The organism is Cupriavidus cauae, assembly GCF_026210475.1.
In the GTDB taxonomy this organism is placed as follows: domain Bacteria; phylum Pseudomonadota; class Gammaproteobacteria; order Burkholderiales; family Burkholderiaceae; genus Cupriavidus; species Cupriavidus cauae.
This window is the reverse complement of record NZ_CP080293.1, coordinates 2,250,761-2,266,130: the sequence shown is the minus strand read 5'-3', so window position 1 is coordinate 2,266,130 and position 15,370 is coordinate 2,250,761. Positions and strand designations below refer to the sequence as shown.

Annotated in this window: 20 protein-coding genes; 10 read left to right on the top strand and 10 right to left on the bottom strand. The window is 66.4% G+C overall.

Annotated elements, in window-relative coordinates; translation table 11 throughout:
- Nucleotides 1-12: 12 nt before the first annotated feature.
- From chrA to KZ686_RS10225, 7 genes are all read right to left on the bottom strand, one after another.
- Nucleotides 13-1,242, bottom strand: a complete 1,230-nt coding sequence (gene chrA, locus KZ686_RS10255; protein ID WP_111733867.1) for a chromate efflux transporter — start codon at nucleotides 1,240-1,242, stop codon at nucleotides 13-15.
- Nucleotides 1,239-1,568 carry a PadR family transcriptional regulator gene (locus KZ686_RS10250; protein ID WP_223277441.1) on the bottom strand — a complete coding sequence of 110 codons (330 nt, stop codon included), beginning with the start codon at nucleotides 1,566-1,568 and terminating at the stop codon, nucleotides 1,239-1,241. The genes chrA and KZ686_RS10250 overlap by 4 nt, the downstream gene beginning before the upstream one ends.
- Before the next feature lie 67 nt (nucleotides 1,569-1,635).
- Nucleotides 1,636-2,058 carry an arsenate reductase (glutaredoxin) gene (gene arsC, locus KZ686_RS10245; RefSeq protein ID WP_027457581.1) on the bottom strand — a complete coding sequence of 141 codons (423 nt, stop codon included), beginning with the start codon at nucleotides 2,056-2,058 and terminating at the stop codon, nucleotides 1,636-1,638.
- Nucleotides 2,059-2,073: 15 nt separating this feature from the next.
- On the bottom strand, nucleotides 2,074-3,159 hold the full coding sequence (gene arsB, locus KZ686_RS10240; RefSeq protein WP_049405857.1) for an ACR3 family arsenite efflux transporter: 1,086 nt from the start codon (nucleotides 3,157-3,159) through the stop codon (nucleotides 2,074-2,076).
- A 10-nt stretch (nucleotides 3,160-3,169) separates the two neighbouring features.
- The gene (locus KZ686_RS10235; protein WP_027457579.1) at nucleotides 3,170-3,667 is read right to left on the bottom strand and encodes an arsenate reductase ArsC; all 498 of its coding nucleotides are present in this window, start codon (nucleotides 3,665-3,667) and stop codon (nucleotides 3,170-3,172) included.
- Nucleotides 3,668-3,679: 12 nt separating this feature from the next.
- Complete coding sequence (locus KZ686_RS10230; protein WP_027457578.1) at nucleotides 3,680-4,150, bottom strand: ArsI/CadI family heavy metal resistance metalloenzyme; 471 nt, start codon at nucleotides 4,148-4,150, stop codon at nucleotides 3,680-3,682.
- Nucleotides 4,151-4,162: 12 nt separating this feature from the next.
- A complete protein-coding gene (locus tag KZ686_RS10225) occupies nucleotides 4,163-4,492 on the bottom strand; it encodes an ArsR/SmtB family transcription factor (protein WP_027457577.1) in 330 nt (109 codons plus the stop codon).
- A gap of 789 nt (nucleotides 4,493-5,281) precedes the next feature.
- On the opposite strand from KZ686_RS10225, the gene KZ686_RS10220 reads away from it, so the two are divergent.
- Nucleotides 5,282-5,596 (top strand): DUF736 domain-containing protein, encoded by a 315-nt coding sequence (locus KZ686_RS10220; protein WP_041240055.1) that lies wholly within the window; start codon nucleotides 5,282-5,284, stop codon nucleotides 5,594-5,596.
- A 64-nt stretch (nucleotides 5,597-5,660) separates the two neighbouring features.
- Here the strand turns inward: KZ686_RS10220 and KZ686_RS10215 are convergent, their stop codons facing one another.
- A complete protein-coding gene (locus KZ686_RS10215) occupies nucleotides 5,661-5,966 on the bottom strand; it encodes a helix-turn-helix domain-containing protein (RefSeq protein WP_011516021.1) in 306 nt (101 codons plus the stop codon).
- 243 nt (nucleotides 5,967-6,209) lie between these two features.
- Here KZ686_RS10215 and KZ686_RS10210 point away from each other — a divergent pair, with 243 nt between their 5' ends.
- The 9 genes from KZ686_RS10210 to KZ686_RS10170 all read left to right on the top strand — a co-directional run bounded on the left by KZ686_RS10210 (nucleotide 6,210) and on the right by KZ686_RS10170 (nucleotide 13,575).
- Complete coding sequence (locus KZ686_RS10210) at nucleotides 6,210-6,560, top strand: DUF2958 domain-containing protein (RefSeq protein WP_021161698.1); 351 nt, start codon at nucleotides 6,210-6,212, stop codon at nucleotides 6,558-6,560.
- Nucleotides 6,561-6,867: 307 nt separating this feature from the next.
- A complete protein-coding gene (locus tag KZ686_RS10205) occupies nucleotides 6,868-7,629 on the top strand; it encodes a DUF2285 domain-containing protein (RefSeq protein ID WP_021161697.1) in 762 nt (253 codons plus the stop codon).
- Between the two features lie 83 nt (nucleotides 7,630-7,712).
- Nucleotides 7,713-7,994, top strand: coding sequence for a helix-turn-helix transcriptional regulator (locus KZ686_RS10200; RefSeq protein ID WP_003107109.1), 282 nt, complete (start codon nucleotides 7,713-7,715; stop codon nucleotides 7,992-7,994).
- A 26-nt stretch (nucleotides 7,995-8,020) separates the two neighbouring features.
- The gene (locus KZ686_RS10195) at nucleotides 8,021-8,878 is read left to right on the top strand and encodes a replication initiator protein A (protein WP_021161696.1); all 858 of its coding nucleotides are present in this window, start codon (nucleotides 8,021-8,023) and stop codon (nucleotides 8,876-8,878) included.
- A gap of 253 nt (nucleotides 8,879-9,131) precedes the next feature.
- On the top strand, nucleotides 9,132-9,770 hold the full coding sequence (gene parA, locus KZ686_RS10190) for a ParA family partition ATPase (RefSeq protein ID WP_011516027.1): 639 nt from the start codon (nucleotides 9,132-9,134) through the stop codon (nucleotides 9,768-9,770).
- Nucleotides 9,767-10,039 (top strand): hypothetical protein, encoded by a 273-nt coding sequence (locus KZ686_RS10185; RefSeq protein ID WP_011516028.1) that lies wholly within the window; start codon nucleotides 9,767-9,769, stop codon nucleotides 10,037-10,039. The genes parA and KZ686_RS10185 overlap by 4 nt, the downstream gene beginning before the upstream one ends.
- Nucleotides 10,036-10,569, top strand: a complete 534-nt coding sequence (locus KZ686_RS10180) for a DUF2840 domain-containing protein (protein ID WP_011516029.1) — start codon at nucleotides 10,036-10,038, stop codon at nucleotides 10,567-10,569. Before KZ686_RS10185 ends, KZ686_RS10180 begins: the two co-directional genes overlap by 4 nt.
- Nucleotides 10,566-11,153, top strand: coding sequence for a S26 family signal peptidase (locus KZ686_RS10175; protein WP_011516030.1), 588 nt, complete (start codon nucleotides 10,566-10,568; stop codon nucleotides 11,151-11,153). The genes KZ686_RS10180 and KZ686_RS10175 overlap by 4 nt, the downstream gene beginning before the upstream one ends.
- A 436-nt stretch (nucleotides 11,154-11,589) precedes the next feature.
- Entirely contained in the window at nucleotides 11,590-13,575 is a 1,986-nt protein-coding gene (locus KZ686_RS10170) for a relaxase/mobilization nuclease domain-containing protein (protein WP_041240063.1), read from the top strand.
- A 37-nt stretch (nucleotides 13,576-13,612) separates the two neighbouring features.
- On the opposite strand, the gene KZ686_RS10165 is transcribed toward KZ686_RS10170, so the two are convergent.
- A complete protein-coding gene (locus tag KZ686_RS10165; RefSeq protein WP_029310270.1) occupies nucleotides 13,613-14,086 on the bottom strand; it encodes a cytochrome c in 474 nt (157 codons plus the stop codon).
- A gap of 48 nt (nucleotides 14,087-14,134) precedes the next feature.
- Nucleotides 14,135-15,244: a lipid A deacylase LpxR family protein gene (locus KZ686_RS10160; protein ID WP_231886079.1), complete on the bottom strand. Its 1,110-nt coding sequence runs from the start codon at nucleotides 15,242-15,244 to the stop codon at nucleotides 14,135-14,137.
- Nucleotides 15,245-15,370 lie beyond the last annotated feature (126 nt).

The following is a 15,370-nucleotide window of genomic DNA, read 5'->3' as shown; positions in this document are numbered from 1 at the left end:
GGCGAATGGGCTTCAGATACCCATCGCCATGACCCAGCCCGCCAGCCCGGCCAGCAGCACCACGAGCGCTGGCGGCACGCGTCCCACCGTCAGCAGCCCGAACGAGAGCAGCGCCAGCCCAAAATCCGCCTTGCTGTGGATGGCACTCGTCCATAGCGGGTCATAGAGGGCGGACACCAGAATACCGACCACGCCGGCGTTGATGCCGGCCATGGCCGTCTGGATGCCCGCGCGGTGGCGCAGCCCTTCCCAGAACGGCAGTGCACCGACCAGCATGAAAAAAGCGGGGAGGAAGATCGTGCCCAGGAGTGCCAGCCCGCCGATCCAGCCATGCAGCGGTCCGTGGGCGACCGCGCCGAGGTAGGCCGAGAAAGTGAACAGCGGCCCCGGCACGGCCTGCGCCGCACCGTAGCCGGCCAGGAAGTCGGCATTGCTCACGACGCCGCTGGGCACCACCGAGGCCTGCAGCAGCGGCAGCACAACGTGTCCACCGCCGAAGACCAGTGCACCGGAGCGGTACACCCCTTCCAGCAGGGCTATCGTGGACGAGTCCGTGGCTGCCGCCCACAGGGGCAGCCCGACGAGCGGTGCGGCAAACAGCAGCAGCGCCACGATGCCCAGCTTGCGCGAGACGGGGTAGCTGTGGGCGTGGCCGCCGCCGGGTTGCGCGATCTTCAATGTCCACCAGCCCAGCAGCCCTGCCACCGCGATGGCGGCAAGCTGTCCCGCGGCCGAGGGCAGGACCATGGTCAGCAGCGCCGCCAGAATGGCCAGCGCGGCGCGCGGCCGGTCCGGGCACAACGACTTGGCCATCCCCCAGACCGCTTGCGCCACGATGGCCACGGCGACGACCTTGAGCCCGTGCACCCAGCCGGACTGGGCCAGCCCCTGGTACTCGGCGATGCCAAAGGCGAACAGGATCAGCGCAATCGCCGATGGCAAGGTGAATCCGGCCCAGGCCGCCAGCAGCCCCAGCCAGCCCGCGCGGCCCAACCCCAGCGCCATACCGACCTGGCTGCTGGCCGGCCCCGGCAGGAACTGGCACAGGGCGACCAGATCGGAGTAGCTGCGGTCATCCAGCCAGCGGCGACGCTCGACGAACTCCGAGCGGAAATAGCCCAGGTGCGCGATCGGCCCGCCGAAGGAGGTCAGCCCCAGCTTGAGAAAGGCGCCGAAGACTTCGACGGGTGAGCCGCGCGCGGCTGCGGACTCATGCTGCAAGGTGTTGGTTGAATCTGTCATTTGTGCATCGCCTCCCCGGTGAACTCCCGGATGCGTTCCTTGGCCAGTGCCAAGCCTTCCTTGCCCTTGGGCGTGATCGTGTAGAGCTTGCGCACGGTGCGCCCTTCACGCTCCTGGCGGGAGACGAGGTAGCCGTCGCGCTCCATCTTGTGCAACATCGGGTACAGCGTTCCGGGAGAGAGGCGGTAGCCGTGGTGGGCCAGCTCGTCGATCATCCATTGCCCGTAGATCTCCTGCTCGGCCGCGTGGTGCAGCACATGCAGGCGGATCAGTCCCGACAGCAAGTCGTGGTGCTCCATAGCGCGCGGTGTCGATTGTTCTTTCATATCGAATATCGATAACGAAATTCGATAATATCAGCTTCAGATCACCCGACTGCGCACGCAGAGGTATTTAGACCTTGCGACCCTCAGCATCCACCACGGCCTCACCATCCTCTTTGTTGAACGCGCCGCGCTGCGGCTGCGGCAAGATGTCCAGCACGGCCTCCGATGGCCGGCACAGGCGCGTGCCCAGCGGCGTGACCACGATGGGCCGGTTGATGAGGACGGGGTGCTGGAGCATGAAGTCGATCAACTGCACGTCGCTCCACTGCGGGTCATCCAGGCCCAGCTCGGCATAGGGCGTGCCTTTCTCGCGCAGCACGGCGCGCGCCGATACGCCCATCGCGGCGATCAGTGCCGTCAGCGTCGCCCGGTCGGGCGGCGTCTTCAGGTACTCGATGACCGTGGGCTCCTCGCCGCTGTTGCGGATCAGGGCCAGCACGTTGCGCGACGTGCCGCAGGCGGGGTTGTGGTAGATGGTGATGTTGCTCATGGTGGCTTGCCTGGGTTAGCGGGAGGAAGGGTTCGGGCCGCATTCGTACCAGCCGCGCGAGCGGTTGACCACGCGCACGACCAGCAGCATCACGGGTACCTCGATCAGCACGCCGACCACGGTGGCCAGCGCCGCGCCGGACTGGAAGCCGAACAGGCTGATGGCGGCGGCCACCGCCAATTCGAAGAAATTGGAAGCGCCGATCAGTGCCGACGGGCAGGCGATGCGGTGCTGCTCGCCCACCTGGCGGTTGAGCCAGTAGGCCAGCCCCGAGTTGAACAGCACCTGGATCAGGATGGGCACGGCCAGCATGGCGATCACCAGCGGTTGGCGCAGGATGGCCTCGCCCTGGAAGGCGAACAGCAGCACCAGCGTGAGCAGCAGCGCGGCCATGGACAGCGGGCCGATGCGGGCCAGCGCGGCATCGAAGGCGGCCTGGCCCTGGCGCAGCAGCGCGCGGCGCCAGAGTTGCGCGAGGATGACCGGGATCACGATGTAGAGCAGCACCGACACCATCAGCGTGCTCCAGGGCACGCTGATGGACGACAGGCCCAGCAGCAGGCCGACGATGGGCGCAAAGGCGAAGACCATGATGGTGTCGTTCAGCGCCACCTGCGACAGCGTGAACGCCGGGTCGCCGCCGGTCAGCCGGCTCCAGACGAAGACCATGGCCGTGCAGGGCGCGGCGGCCAGCAGGATCAGGCCGGCAACATAGCTGTCGAGCTGGTCGGCCGGCAGCCACTGGGCGAAGATCTGGCGCACGAAGATCCAGGCCAGCAGCGCCATCGAAAACGGCTTGACGGCCCAGTTGATGAACAGCGTCACGCCAATGCCGCGCCAATGCTGCCTGACCTGGCCCAACGCACCGAAGTCCACCTTGAGCAGCATGGGAATGACCATGACCCAGATCAACAGGCCCACCGGCAGGTTGACCTGCGCGACCTCGAGGCGGCCGATGGCCTGGAACACGCCGGGTGCGAACTGGCCCAGGGCCACGCCCAGCACGATGCACAGGAACACCCACAGCGTCAGGTAGCGCTCGAAGAGGCTCATGGGCTGCGGCGCTTGTTCAGGCCGCAGCGCTTCAGGGATTGCATTCATTGCCCCGGCCTCACTTCGTACCGATATTGCGCAGCTCATGCTGCAACGACATGGCGTCCAGCCGCTGCAGCGGCAGCGACAGGAACAGCTCGATGCGTCGGCGCAGCGTCAGCGCCGCATCCGTGAATGCCTTGCGCTTCTGCTCATCGGTGCCTTTGACGGCTGCGGGGTCAGGAACGCCCCAATGCGCCGACATTGGCCGTCCCGGCCACACCGGGCAGACCTCGCCGGCGGCGTTGTCGCAGACCGTGAATATGAAATCCAGCTCCGGTGCACCGGGCGCCGCGAACTCATCCCAGTTCTTGCTGCGGTAGCCAGCGGTCGGCATGTGCAGCCGCTCCAGCGTGGCGAGCGCCAGTGGGTGGACTTCGCCCTTGGGGTGGCTGCCCGCCGAGTAGGCGCGAAAGCGCCCCTGGCCCAATTCATTGAGGATGCCTTCGGCCAGGATGGAGCGAGCCGAGTTACCCGTGCAGATGAACAGGGCGCTGTAGATCTTGTCGGTGGTCATGGGTATCTCACATCAGCAGCAGGAGGAGGCCGGCTTCACCGCAACGCCCATCGGCTTGCCGCGCACCGGGGTACAGCACGCTGCGGCGGAAGTCGCTGCAGGCGCCGCTTCGTTAAAGACCGGAATATTGCCCAGCGTGTGAAAGTGCTCCCAGGCCACGCCCTGCGGGTCGGTGATCCAGTGCTTCTCGCTGCGCGCGTAGCAGCAGGTCGTGGTGCCCTCGTCCAGCAGCGTCATGTCGGCCGCCTCGGCGCGGGCCTTCAGCACCGCCAATTCCTCGGCATCGTCGGTCTGGATACCCAGGTGGTCAATGCCCGGCTTGTTGCCACGTGTGGAGATGGCGAAGTTGACCGGCGGGTCTTCGAGCATCCATTTGGCGTAGTCGCTTTCGACGCGCGCGGGCTGCGCGGCGAACAGTTGGGAATAGAAGCCGATGCTGCGGTTCAGGTCATCGACGTGCAGGTGGACGTGGAAGCGCTTCATGGGGAGATCCTTTCAGCAGGAGGTACAGGCAGAGGAGGAATCACTGACCTCGCACGTGCTGCCTTGGCAGCAGTGCTCGGTCAGGTAGCCGAGCAGCCCATTCATCTGGCTGAAGTCGGCGCGGTAGATCAGGTTGCGGCCTTGCTGTTCGATGGTGACGAGGCCAGCATGAGCCAGTTCCTTCAGGTGGAAGGACAGCGCGTTGCGGGCCACGTCGAGCTGATCGGCCAGAACGCTGGGCGTGAGCCCTTCGGGGCCGGCGACGACTAGGGATCGGAACACGCGCAGGCGCTGGGCATGGGCCAGGGCACCGAGGGCGGAAACGGCTTGGGCTTCATTCATTATTCAATAATACATCAATTATTGAATCAATGGCAATGCCGCTTATGCTGGATCAAGCCTGCGTGGCTTGACTTTCAAGACAGTTGCTCACGCCTTCGCGCCTGCGGCGCTGCGTGCTTCGCTTGCCTCCAGGGGAAAGTCCTGCGGGCTATCCCCGCCGCGCGATGCTTGGCGCCCCTCGATGACGCCGAACCGGCTGCGCCGGATCGGCCCGGCCAGCGCCCCGCCGCGATGGGCGGGGCGCTGGCGAACACGCTGGCGCTCGCTGCGGCAGGTTGTGCAGGTGCGTGCCGTCCTCAACGCTGGCGGTTCCTGCCCATCACGTCACGAAGGACGGTTCACGGACAACCCGCCCGGCATCGCTATGGAGCTTCCACGCCACGCCTCAAGAGCGGCGCCGCAAGGTGCGGCGGGGGCGTTCTCGCCTGTCGTCGGGTGGTTGACCTGGCCCGCGTCAGTGGGCGAGCCGGAGAAGCCTTCGTGCGGGGATGCCGAGCCGGCCCCATCTCCTTTCGGAGCGGTCCGGCCCAAGGCGTCCTTGTCTCGTTGTGAATCCTGGCGGTGGCGCGGCTGCGCCTCGGGCTTCATGGCTGCAACCGTCCGGCGAAAACAATTTCCCCGCCTTCGTCACTGCGTTCGGCGGCTTCCTCGCGCAGCAAATTCTTTTCGCCTCCCGGCTCTCCACTGCGTTTCGACCGCAAGCGGTGCAGCCAGCCCGTCCCCCGCCGGCCGGATCACAACAAGGACGCGATGGGCGCGAACCTTGTTCAACCGAAAGGAGCAAACATCATGGCCAACATCGGCACCTTCACCGCAGACAAAGACGGCTTCACCGGCACGCTTCGCACCCTGACGCTCAACGTCAAGGTCAAGCTGCTTCCCAACGACAAGGGCAGCAGCGAGAACGCCCCCGACTTCCGTCTCCAGGCCGCAGGCCACGACATCGGCGCGGCGTGGAACAAGACCAGCGAGGCCGGGCGGGAATACAAGTCCGTGACCCTCGACGATCCTTCGTTCCCGGCTCCGATCTATGCCCGCCTGATCGAAGGCGAGGACGGCACGCACGACCTGATCTGGTCGCGCACCAAGCCCCAGGCGGCGTGACCGCCGCAGCGCCCCGCCCATCGCGGCGGGGCGCTGTGCTGCTTGTTCGCAGCACATCACCACGTCACGCGCGCGGCTTCGCCGCGTCGCGTTCCTTCAACACCGCCTCCAGCTCCCGGCGCACCTGCACCAGCAGCTCGTCGGCCTTGTGCGGGCTGTCGCCCGCATAGGCCAGCGTCAGCAGCGTGAGCGGGTGGATGTCCATCACCTCGCACAGCTCGGCCAGCTTATGCAGGGTCGGGCTTTTGAGGTCGCGTTCGAGGGTGCTCATATAGGTGCGACTGGACACGTCAGAGAAGGCTTCCTGACTCAAGCCACGCGCCTTTCTAACTGTCTTCAACGCCTTCGCCAATGAGTTCCCAGCCGCCACCTATGGTTTCCCTTGAAAAACCAAGATGACATCCCATTGCGCCCTATAGGACTACAATCTATAGTGTTCATTTGGCGTTGTTATCAGTGTTTGTGTCTTTACGGAAATCTGCATCGGCGGATTCCGGCAAAGCCACGCAAGCGCATCGGTGCTTGCGCACCAAGGCGCAAATCCGGTTTCGCGGCTCTGCGCTTTGGCGTGCAACCGCATTCGTGCATCATTGGATTTGTGGGATTGCCGACCATGCCCCTGCCACTCGCCACCGCCCCGGAGCGCGCGCAACTGCTCGCCAACGGCGAGGCCCGTGCCGCTGGCCGAGCCATCGACCCGGTGCCCGTGGTGCGGCTGTTCACGCCGGACGCGCACGTGACCTGGCTGCTGGCTGCGCTCGACCCAGCCGATGGCGACACCGCCTGGGGCCTCATCGACTTGGGGATCGGGATGCCGGCCCAGGGCACCGTCAAGCTGTCCGATCTGGCCGGCATCGTCGGGCCGCACCAGCAGCCCGTGATGCGCGACCTCTACTTCCGTCCCACACGCACGTTGTCGGAATACACCCGGCTGGCCGAGCGCGACGGAGCGATCCCGGACTGAATACGTCCTACTGTGACTTTTTCAGTCTGGTGTCATACCGGGTAAGTCTCAATCCACATTCTTGCGGCGTAGCCCCACCAGTCTGACCCAAATAGACAGGATGCCTGGCGCGGGCTGCGGCAGGCTGACTTGTGCAGTGCCCCCTTTCGGGCGCTGCCGCCGCAGCATTGAGACGAATACCGCAACGCATCGGAGCCAATCAGTCTTGACAGCCCCATCCACCTTTCTAACCCATGACGTTCCGACGAGGGCGATGTAGCGCGTAGTTCTTCCGTGGCGGCGAGTCCTGTTCGCAGGAGGAGGCGTCATGGTCAATCTTCATCACTTCGCGCATTGGTATCCAACTGCGGCATACCTCTATGTTTTGTGGCTGGATGCGCTCTCGCTCGCTTGGGAATATCTGCGCAGGCATCCCGACTACCGGCTCGACTGGCTGCGCCGTCATCGCCGGCCTGAAGCAGCGCATCGCTGGGGCTTGCGCCTGCTGGAAGACCCGGCCTTGGATGCGCGTGACGCGCATCCCGCTTGGCTGCCTGGTCATGCGGCCGTGGTGCAGCTCTACCCCGACGCCGATCCGCCGGAGGACGCCACCGCCTTCGCGTTCTGGCGTATCCCTGGCCACAAGCACCTGCTCCACGACGGCAAAGGGCTGGCGCTGATCGCACGCAGCCCAGGCCATTGCCTGCGCTTCGCGCTCGCGCCCGGCCTGGAAGACGGCATGGCTGTCGCCTATGCCCACCGCGGCAGCGCTGTCGCGGCTGCGCGCAACCAGCCGTCCAGCGTGGGCCTCGCTGTCGTCAAACCCCGGCCCACATCCGCCGCGCTGCTGGAGCTGCACACCTTGCAGGCGCTCGACGCGATTCTTGCGGGCGCGTCCTTGCGCGATGTGGGCGAAGGGTTGTTCGGTGCCGACGCCGTGGCCGATTGGTACAGCGACGGCGGCCTGCGCTCCAAGGTGCGCCGCCTGGTACGGCGCGGCGACGCGCTGATGCGCGGCGGCTATCGCCGCCTAGCACAGCTTCCGCCGCTTGAGAAGGGTCGTTTTGAGGACGACGCAAAACGGCCCTGAGCAGGACAGCTTGGTTTTCTGAGACTGCCTCCATCCGGTCGCGCTGTGTGGCCGGGCGTTTTCAACCGATGGAGGTTCACATCATGCGTCCCGCTCCCTTGCGGCCTGCCGCCACTGTCTCGACTGCTGCCGCGCAGCCGCAGCGTTATCTCACCAACGACGAAGCCGCCGAGTACCTGCGCCTGTCGCCGCGCACGCTGGAAAAGCAGCGTGTGATCGGCGGTGGCCCGCGCTTTCGCAAGTTCGGCCGGCGTGTCATGTACGCCGTGGCCGACCTCGATGCCTGGGCCGCCGACCGCAGCTTCGAGACGACTTCCGATCCCGAATATGCCGAGCACCACTCGGCCGACAGCCGTGCGCGCTGATCGGCGGCGCGCGGCAGGCCATCGCCATGTCCAGCACCGCGCTGCCCATGCGGCAGCGGCCGTTGCAGGAGCGCGAACAGCTCGACCTGTTCCGCGCCTTGCCCGGCGACATGGCACCGCGCGACAGCCAGGATTTGATGGCCTATCCGTTCTTCTCGCTCGCCAAGTCCAAGCGGGTCAAGCCCATCGACTTCCGCGCGGGCAACGTGACTATCCGCGTGGAGGGCACGCAGGAGCACGGCATCGCCACGATTTGGGATGCGGACGTGCTGATATGGGCAGCTTCGCAGATCGTGGAGGCGAAGGACGCGGGCCTGCGCCCGTCGCGGCTGATGCGCGCCACGCCCTACGAGATCCTGCGCTTCATTGGACGCGGCAAGTCGCTGCGCGACTACCAGCGCCTCAAGGCCGCGCTCGACCGGCTGCAATCGACCACGGTGGCCACGTCCATCCGAGAAACCACTGGAAGGCGCTTGCATCGCTTCTCGTGGATCAACGAATGGAAGGAACTGGCCGATGCCAGCGGCACGCCGCTGGGCATCGAGCTGATCCTGCCGGACTGGTTCTATGCGGGCGTGCTCGACGCCGCCCTGGTGCTGACCATCGACCCGGCGTACTTCCGGCTCACTGGAGGAATCGAGCGGTGGCTGTACCGCCTGGTGCGCAAGCACGGCGGCAAGCAGGCATACGGCTGGCAGTTCGACTTTCGCTACCTGCACCAGAAATCCGGCAGCACCGCCAAGCCCTACGACTTCGCCTGCGACCTGCGCGCGCTGGTCGCGCGGCAATCGCTGCCCGGCTACGTCCTGGGCATCGAGCGGATGCCGGACAACGGCATGGAGCTGCTGACCTTCCGGCCCGTGCCGCAGACGGCACGGGGATAACTCCGGGAAAGCCTGTGGATGGTGTCGTGCTATCAGGCGTGCGGGGTATCGTGCTATCAGGCGTGGGACTATCGTGCTATCAGGCGTGCCGATCGGCCGCAAACCCGCGCCAGCATTGGGTTTGTTCGCCCTCTAACTTCCCTAACTTAATTTCTCTAACTTTTAGTAGAGAAACGCCGTTGCGGTGGACAACCACCACGCGGCCACAAGCGCAGCAGCCAAAGCCCGGCTTTCCAACACGGAGGGCCGCGCCATGATCGTCGCTCTGCTCAACCAGAAAGGCGGCGTGGGCAAGACCACGCTCGCCACGCACATCGCCGGCGAGCTGGCGATGCGCGGCCAGCACGTCGTCCTGCTGGACGCCGACCCGCAGGGTTCATCGCTGGACTGGACACAGCGCAGAAGCCAACAAGGCTTGCCGCGGCTGTTCAGCGCCGTGGGCCTCGCACGCGAAACGCTGCACCAAGAGGCGCCAGAACTCGCCAAGCGGGCCGATCACGTCGTCATCGACGGCCCGCCGCGCATCGCGGCGCTGGCGCGCTCCGCGCTTCTGGCGGCCGAGCGCGTGCTGATCCCGGTGCAGCCCAGTCCCTACGACCTGTGGGCCAGCGCCGAGATGGTGGCGCTGATCCGCGAAGCGCAGGTGTTTCGGCCCGCGCTGCGCGCGGCCTTCGTCATCAACCGGCGCGTCAGTACCACCGTGATCGGGCGCGAAGCGCGCCAGGCGCTGGCCGACCAACCGCTTCCTGCGCTGCGCGCGGAAGTGCATCAGCGCATCGTGTTCGCCGACAGCGTGGCCGCTGGCCGGCTTGCACGCGAGACGGCGCCGGACAGCGCCGCCGCGCGCGAAATCACTGCGCTGGTGGACGAACTGCTGCGGTGGCCGACATGACAGCGAAGCCGCCACCTCGCGCAAAGCGCGTCGGCATCGGCGCGCGTCCACCGGCTAATCCGCACGCCGAGGCGTGGATTCGCCAGGGCGATGCCGATGCGCTTAACAAGGGCGACCTCTACACCGCCCGTCTGACCCTCGACATCACGCCCGCGATGCGGGCGCGCATCAAGGTATCGGCCTTCACGCAGGGCGTGACCGTGGCCGACCTGCTGCGCGGCCTGCTGGAACGGGAGTTTCCAGAGCACCGCAGGGAGAACACCCCATGACCGCATCCGCTTCGCCTGCCTCTGGCGCGGCCACGGCTGCGCTCGCAGCACCTTCCGGCCAGCTTGCCAGCGCGCCGCTGACGCGCGTGGCGCTGGCCTACATCGAACCGCGCTTCAAGCTCTACCTGCGCTTCGGCGAACCTGCGCGCACGCACCAGCTCGACCGCTGGCGGCGCTGCGCCGTGTTCCTGCCGGGCGCCATGTTGTGCCGCATCCGGTGGCAGGCCAACGACTACGGCACTGTTCGCTGGCAGCTCATGGTGATGCAGGCTTGCACGCCACTAGATGCGGCACAGCGCATCCCCGGCGTGCAGCCGGGCGCGCGCCTGCTGCTGCACGCCGAGGGCGAGAACCAAGTGCGCGCCGTGCTGGAGCGCATCGACGCCATCGAAGCGCTGGGTATCGCACCCGCCGCTGTCTCGCCCGCGTACTGGCGCACGCTCGCCAACCGTCTCGCTGCGCGCTTACCGCTGCCCGAATACACCGCCGAGCGGCACGCCGCCTGGCTCATCGGGAGGGAACTACCATGACCGCCGTTTCGACTGCCAGCACCGCGCCGCGTCCTCGCTCGCGCTTGCGCGCTCGCCTCGTGCTGGCGGGCCTGTCCGCCTGCGGCCTCGCTGCGCTGGCCTGGGCGTCCTTCGTGCATCCGCTGCCGCGCCTGATCTACAACCCATCCGACAGCGTGGCGGTCGGCTGGTATCGCGTCGATCCGCTGCACCACGGCACCGCCTCGCTGCCACGTCCTTTGTCCGTGGGCAGCATCGTCCTGACCACGCTGCCGCCAGACGCCGCCGTGCTGGCCGCGCAGCGCGGCTACCTGCCGACGCGCGTGCCGCTGCTCAAGCGCGTGGGCGCCGTCGCGCCGCAGGAGGTGTGCATCACTGGCCGCGTTGTCCGCATTGACGGCGTGCTTTCGGCCGCCGTGCTGCCTGCTGACCGCTGGGGCCGGCCGCTGCCATCCTGGCAGCAATGCCGTCGCCTCGAACCCGGCGAACTGTTCCTCTTGAGTGTGACCAACCAGGCGTCGTTCGACAGCCGGTATTTCGGGCCGGTCAGCACATCCGCCGTGATCGGCGTCGCGCATCCGGTCTGGCTGGAGTCACGCCCATGATGGCGGCTGATTCGCTGCACGTTGCCGTGCATCTCATCGTGCCATCGGGCGTGCCGCTCCAGTGGCTCTCCGCGTGTCGTCGCGCGTGCAGTGCCAGCGCATCCGCGCTGCACTTCGCGCAGCCTTCCCATGTGCAGGCGTCTTGCCTCGAACGCGCCCGGCCTGTGGCCGTCGCCGCGTTCGCCGGCGCGCTGGCTGCTCACGCAGCAGCGCCGCCGGGCCGCCGCTGCCCGGAGCGCCAGCGAGGGGCAAAGGCGGAAGGCAAGACAAAAGGACGCGGCACCGGGCCGCGTCGAAAGCCAGTCTGCACGTGGGGGTGGCGCAGCACGCAGCGGCTTCGCCGCCGTGCCGCTTGTGGCGCGAGGCCCGCGCCAATGCAGGCATGTCCGCGTGCTTTGCACGACCGGACACGCCAGAGGTTGCAGAGGGCATAACCATGACCGACCGCCGCGATGATGATTTCCGCATCCGCCCCAGCGCCCCGAAGAACCGAGGCCAGGGCTTCGTCTCCAAGGTGCTCAAGCAGGCGGGCAAGGCCAGCGGCGGCAAGTCCTCGGTGCGCCGTCCTGGGACGACTGGCGGCACCGGGAGGGGCACCGTCCAGCGGCCCGGCTCGCGCCTGGGTCGCGGCCACACGGCGGCGCGCTTCGCGGGGGCGAAGCTCACGCCCATGTCGCGGCGCGTGACCATCAAGACGCTGCTGGTCAACCAGCGCCAGGCCAGTCCGCAGTCGCTCGCCAAGCACCTGCGCTACATCGAGCGCGATGGCGTGGGCCGCGATGGCGAGCCGGGCCAAGCCTACGGGCCGCAGACCGATGCTGCCGACCTCGACGGCTTCAAGGAACGCTGCGCGGATGACCGGCACCACTTCCGCTTCATCCTCTCGCCCGAGGATGGCGCGGAACTCGAAGACCTGCGCACCTACACGCGGCATCTCATGGGCCGCATGGAGGCCGACTTGGGCACGGGCCTCGATTGGGTGGCCGTGAACCACTGGAACACCGACAACCCGCACACGCACATCGTCGTGCGCGGGCGCGACGACACCGGCAAAGACCTCATCATCGCGGGCGACTACATCACCGATGGTTTCCGCCATCGCGCCGCCGAACTGGCAACCGAATGGCTGGGGCCGCGCACCGAGCTGGAGATCAAGCAGACCTTGCAGCGCGAGGTGGAACAGGAGCGGTGGACGAGCCTCGACCGCACCCTCCAACGCGAGGCCGGCGAGGACGGCCGGGTGCAGACCGAACGCTTCAACGAACCGATGCTGCAACGCCAGCGCCTGCCGCTGATCGGCCGCCTGCAACGCTTGCAGCGCCTGGGCCTGGCCGACGAGCTGCGGCCGGGCACCTGGGTCGTCCATGCCGACGCGGAGAAGACCCTGCGCGCCCTGGGCGAGCGTGGCGACATCATCCGCACCATGCAGCGAGCCATGCGCGGCCAGCCGCGCGAGCTGGCGGTGTTCGAGCCGGGCGACGACGACCGCACCATTCTCGGCCGCGTGGCCGCGAAGGGGCTGGCCGACGAGCTGCGCGACCGGGGCTACCTGGTCATCGACGGCGTGGACGGCAAGGCCCACTACGTCGCGCTCAACGCCCGCGACGAGCTGGCGAACTATCCGACCGGCGCCGTGGTGGAGGTCAAGGGTTCGGCCGACGTGCGCGCGGCCGACAAGAACATCGCTGCACTGGCGAGCGATGGCCTGTATCGCACCGATCATCACCTGGCGATTGAGCAAGGCCGGGCCACGCATGGGCGCGATCCGCAGGAAATCGTCGCGGCTCACGTTCGCCGCCTTGAAGCCCTGCGCCGGGCCGGCATCGTGGAGCGCGTGGCCGAAGGTTTGTGGAAGGTGCCGGGCGACCTGCCCGAGCAGGGCCGCCGCTACGACGCGCAGCGCCTGGGCGGCGTGGCGGTGGAACTGAAATCGCACCTGCCTATCGAGCGGCAGGCCCGCGTGATGGGGGCCACCTGGCTCGACCACCAACTGATCGGCGGCGGCTCGGGCCTTGGCAACCTGGGCTTTGGCAGCGAGGCCAAACAAGCGATGCAGCAGCGCGCCGACTTCCTGGCCGAACAGGGGCTGGCCGAGCGCCGTGGGCAGCGCGTAATCCTGGCCCGGAACCTGTTGGGCACGCTGCGCAATCGGGAATTGGCGCAGGCCGCCAAGGACATTGCGGCCGAAACCGGCTTGGAGCACCGGCCCGTGTCCGACGGCCAACGCGTGGCTGGCATCTACAGGCGTTCCGTCATGCTCGCTAGCGGGCGCTACGCGATGCTCGATGACGGCATGGGGTTCAGCCTGGTGCCGTGGAAGCCGGTGATCGAGCAGCGGTTGGGACAGCAACTCGCTGCGACCATTCACAAAGGATCGGCTTCCTGGGAACTCGGAATTCGTCGAGGTATATCGATTGGATAGAAGTTAGTCTTCCGTCAACAGGTGTAGCCATCCCTTGCTAGCGGCTTCCATAGAACTTTTCCACGAACGAGCGACGGTAACTCTGGTGGCAGGCTAGGCAGCTTTGCTGGGTTTTGGAGAAAGCCGCGATGACTGCTTGGCCGTCATTCCGCTGTGCAGCCTCGCCCATGGCGGTCGCGGCGTCATGGACCTGTCCATCAAGACCCCGAAACTTTCCAGCGTCTGCCCCAAGCCAGGCAAGGATGCGCATCTTTTCCGACATGGGCGGCTCGGCATGCTTGGCGATTCGTGGTGCTAGCTCGGCGACCAGTGGCCAGTCTTCTTTGGAGATCGCGCCCGTGACGGCTTGCATGTCGCGACCGAGTCTTTCCATTATGGTACGAAGCGCCATTGGCTTTGCCGCCTCTACGGACTGCGCACCGAGTGCCGTGGCGAAGGTTGCCAAGAGCACGGACAGCGAGACGGTGAAGAACGATCTGGGTTTCAGGGGCTGGTTCACGAATTTCTCCATTGATGTTGTGACGAATGCTTTGGGTCTAACGAATGGTTGCAGGTGTCCTCAAAATTCCAGACTCAGCGCGATCGATCCGAATGCGTGATGGCCCGCCTGCTGGTCGAACTCGCGGGTTCTCCAAACGCGCATCACGGCGAGCCGCACGCCACGTCCAGCAACGATCCATTGGCTACTGATGCCGAGAGCTGCTTGCGCGACCCAAGGCCGCCGGCTGACATGATGGCTATGCCGGAACATGTTTCCGTCGAGTGAGAAGTCCCAGGCGACGGCTTTACCCTCCAGGCTCAGGAAGACATGTGCCCCAGGTTTGGGCGCCAGGACCGATTGCGGCGTTGTCGTGCGCAGATCGGCAACACCAGAGGGCGGGCGGTTCTCCGCGCCAGGGCGGATCGGATAGCTGCCGAAGTCGTTCGGTATGTTCCAGCCCGCGCGAAACTCCACGCCGGTACTGGCGGCGGTTTCGATGTTTCCGACCCGCAAGGCATAGCTGCCGATCACGTCGCTGCCCCATCCAGGACGGACGGCACCCTCCGTGTACGGCTTGAACTTGCGCTCCATGGCCATCTGAAATGCCGGCTCGTTGCGCAACTGGTTGTTCCAGCCGCGAAAGCGCTCAATGCCGCGTGCGCGATGCACCAGATCCTGAGATTGCTCGGCCAGCGACCAGGGGCCGATCACGCCCAGGGTCAACTCACGCACGTCAAGCATTTCGTAGCTGGCAGCTTGTGGGTGGATGCGGCGATTCCACGCCAAACCCAGGTAGAGCAAACCAGCGTACGGTCGGTCATCTGGAATCACATCGGTGCGCGTCTTGTTCTCGGGCGTGTACATGGCTTGGCCAAAGCGCACAACGAGGTTTTGCGACGACGAGTGGGCGCCGGCTTCGTGCCAGAAGCCTGGATCAGCCCAGCCGATGAAGCGGGCGTACAAACCAATCGGCTGGGGCAGGCACTCCGGACGGAGCCCGCCTTGCAGATCGCGTGAGACTGCTGTTAGCGCGACACCGTTGGTGTAGTTGCGATCGGAGCCGGTGAACAAATCGTTCTCCAGACGCAGGGTGCCGCCCCGCCAGCGCAGGGATTGCTCTGGCGAGCAGGAGGAAGGATTTGTAGAGAGCGAGACTTCGGAACCGAAAGTAGAGATCGGGCTGAACAATGCACCCGCAATCAACAAGGTGACGCACTGTCAACAGCAACTTAGAAGTGACCCACTTGGGCCGTTGTGCAGCACATTAGATTTGACCCACCTGGGTCACCAAGTTGATGCCCAGCATGTTGCGTG

Excerpts from the sequence above, each read along its gene's own strand:
- KZ686_RS10205 (WP_021161697.1), top strand. The coding sequence starts at position 6,868 with ATGGTCAATCTTCATCACTTCGCGCATTGGTATCCAACTGCGGCATAC.
- KZ686_RS10165 (WP_029310270.1), bottom strand. The coding sequence starts at position 14,086 with ATGGAGAAATTCGTGAACCAGCCCCTGAAACCCAGATCGTTCTTCACC.
- KZ686_RS10225 (WP_027457577.1), bottom strand. The coding sequence starts at position 4,492 with ATGAATGAAGCCCAAGCCGTTTCCGCCCTCGGTGCCCTGGCCCATGCC.
- KZ686_RS10250 (WP_223277441.1), bottom strand. The coding sequence starts at position 1,568 with ATGAAAGAACAATCGACACCGCGCGCTATGGAGCACCACGACTTGCTG.
- KZ686_RS10210 (WP_021161698.1), top strand. The coding sequence starts at position 6,210 with ATGCCCCTGCCACTCGCCACCGCCCCGGAGCGCGCGCAACTGCTCGCC.
- parA (WP_011516027.1), top strand. The coding sequence starts at position 9,132 with ATGATCGTCGCTCTGCTCAACCAGAAAGGCGGCGTGGGCAAGACCACG.
- KZ686_RS10175 (WP_011516030.1), top strand. The coding sequence starts at position 10,566 with ATGACCGCCGTTTCGACTGCCAGCACCGCGCCGCGTCCTCGCTCGCGC.
- KZ686_RS10230 (WP_027457578.1), bottom strand. The coding sequence starts at position 4,150 with ATGAAGCGCTTCCACGTCCACCTGCACGTCGATGACCTGAACCGCAGC.
- KZ686_RS10235 (WP_027457579.1), bottom strand. The coding sequence starts at position 3,667 with ATGACCACCGACAAGATCTACAGCGCCCTGTTCATCTGCACGGGTAAC.
- chrA (WP_111733867.1), bottom strand. The coding sequence starts at position 1,242 with ATGACAGATTCAACCAACACCTTGCAGCATGAGTCCGCAGCCGCGCGC.
- KZ686_RS10200 (WP_003107109.1), top strand. The coding sequence starts at position 7,713 with ATGCGTCCCGCTCCCTTGCGGCCTGCCGCCACTGTCTCGACTGCTGCC.
- KZ686_RS10180 (WP_011516029.1), top strand. The coding sequence starts at position 10,036 with ATGACCGCATCCGCTTCGCCTGCCTCTGGCGCGGCCACGGCTGCGCTC.
- KZ686_RS10185 (WP_011516028.1), top strand. The coding sequence starts at position 9,767 with ATGACAGCGAAGCCGCCACCTCGCGCAAAGCGCGTCGGCATCGGCGCG.
- KZ686_RS10220 (WP_041240055.1), top strand. The coding sequence starts at position 5,282 with ATGGCCAACATCGGCACCTTCACCGCAGACAAAGACGGCTTCACCGGC.
- KZ686_RS10195 (WP_021161696.1), top strand. The coding sequence starts at position 8,021 with ATGTCCAGCACCGCGCTGCCCATGCGGCAGCGGCCGTTGCAGGAGCGC.
- arsB (WP_049405857.1), bottom strand. The coding sequence starts at position 3,159 with ATGAATGCAATCCCTGAAGCGCTGCGGCCTGAACAAGCGCCGCAGCCC.
- KZ686_RS10170 (WP_041240063.1), top strand. The coding sequence starts at position 11,590 with ATGACCGACCGCCGCGATGATGATTTCCGCATCCGCCCCAGCGCCCCG.
- arsC (WP_027457581.1), bottom strand. The coding sequence starts at position 2,058 with ATGAGCAACATCACCATCTACCACAACCCCGCCTGCGGCACGTCGCGC.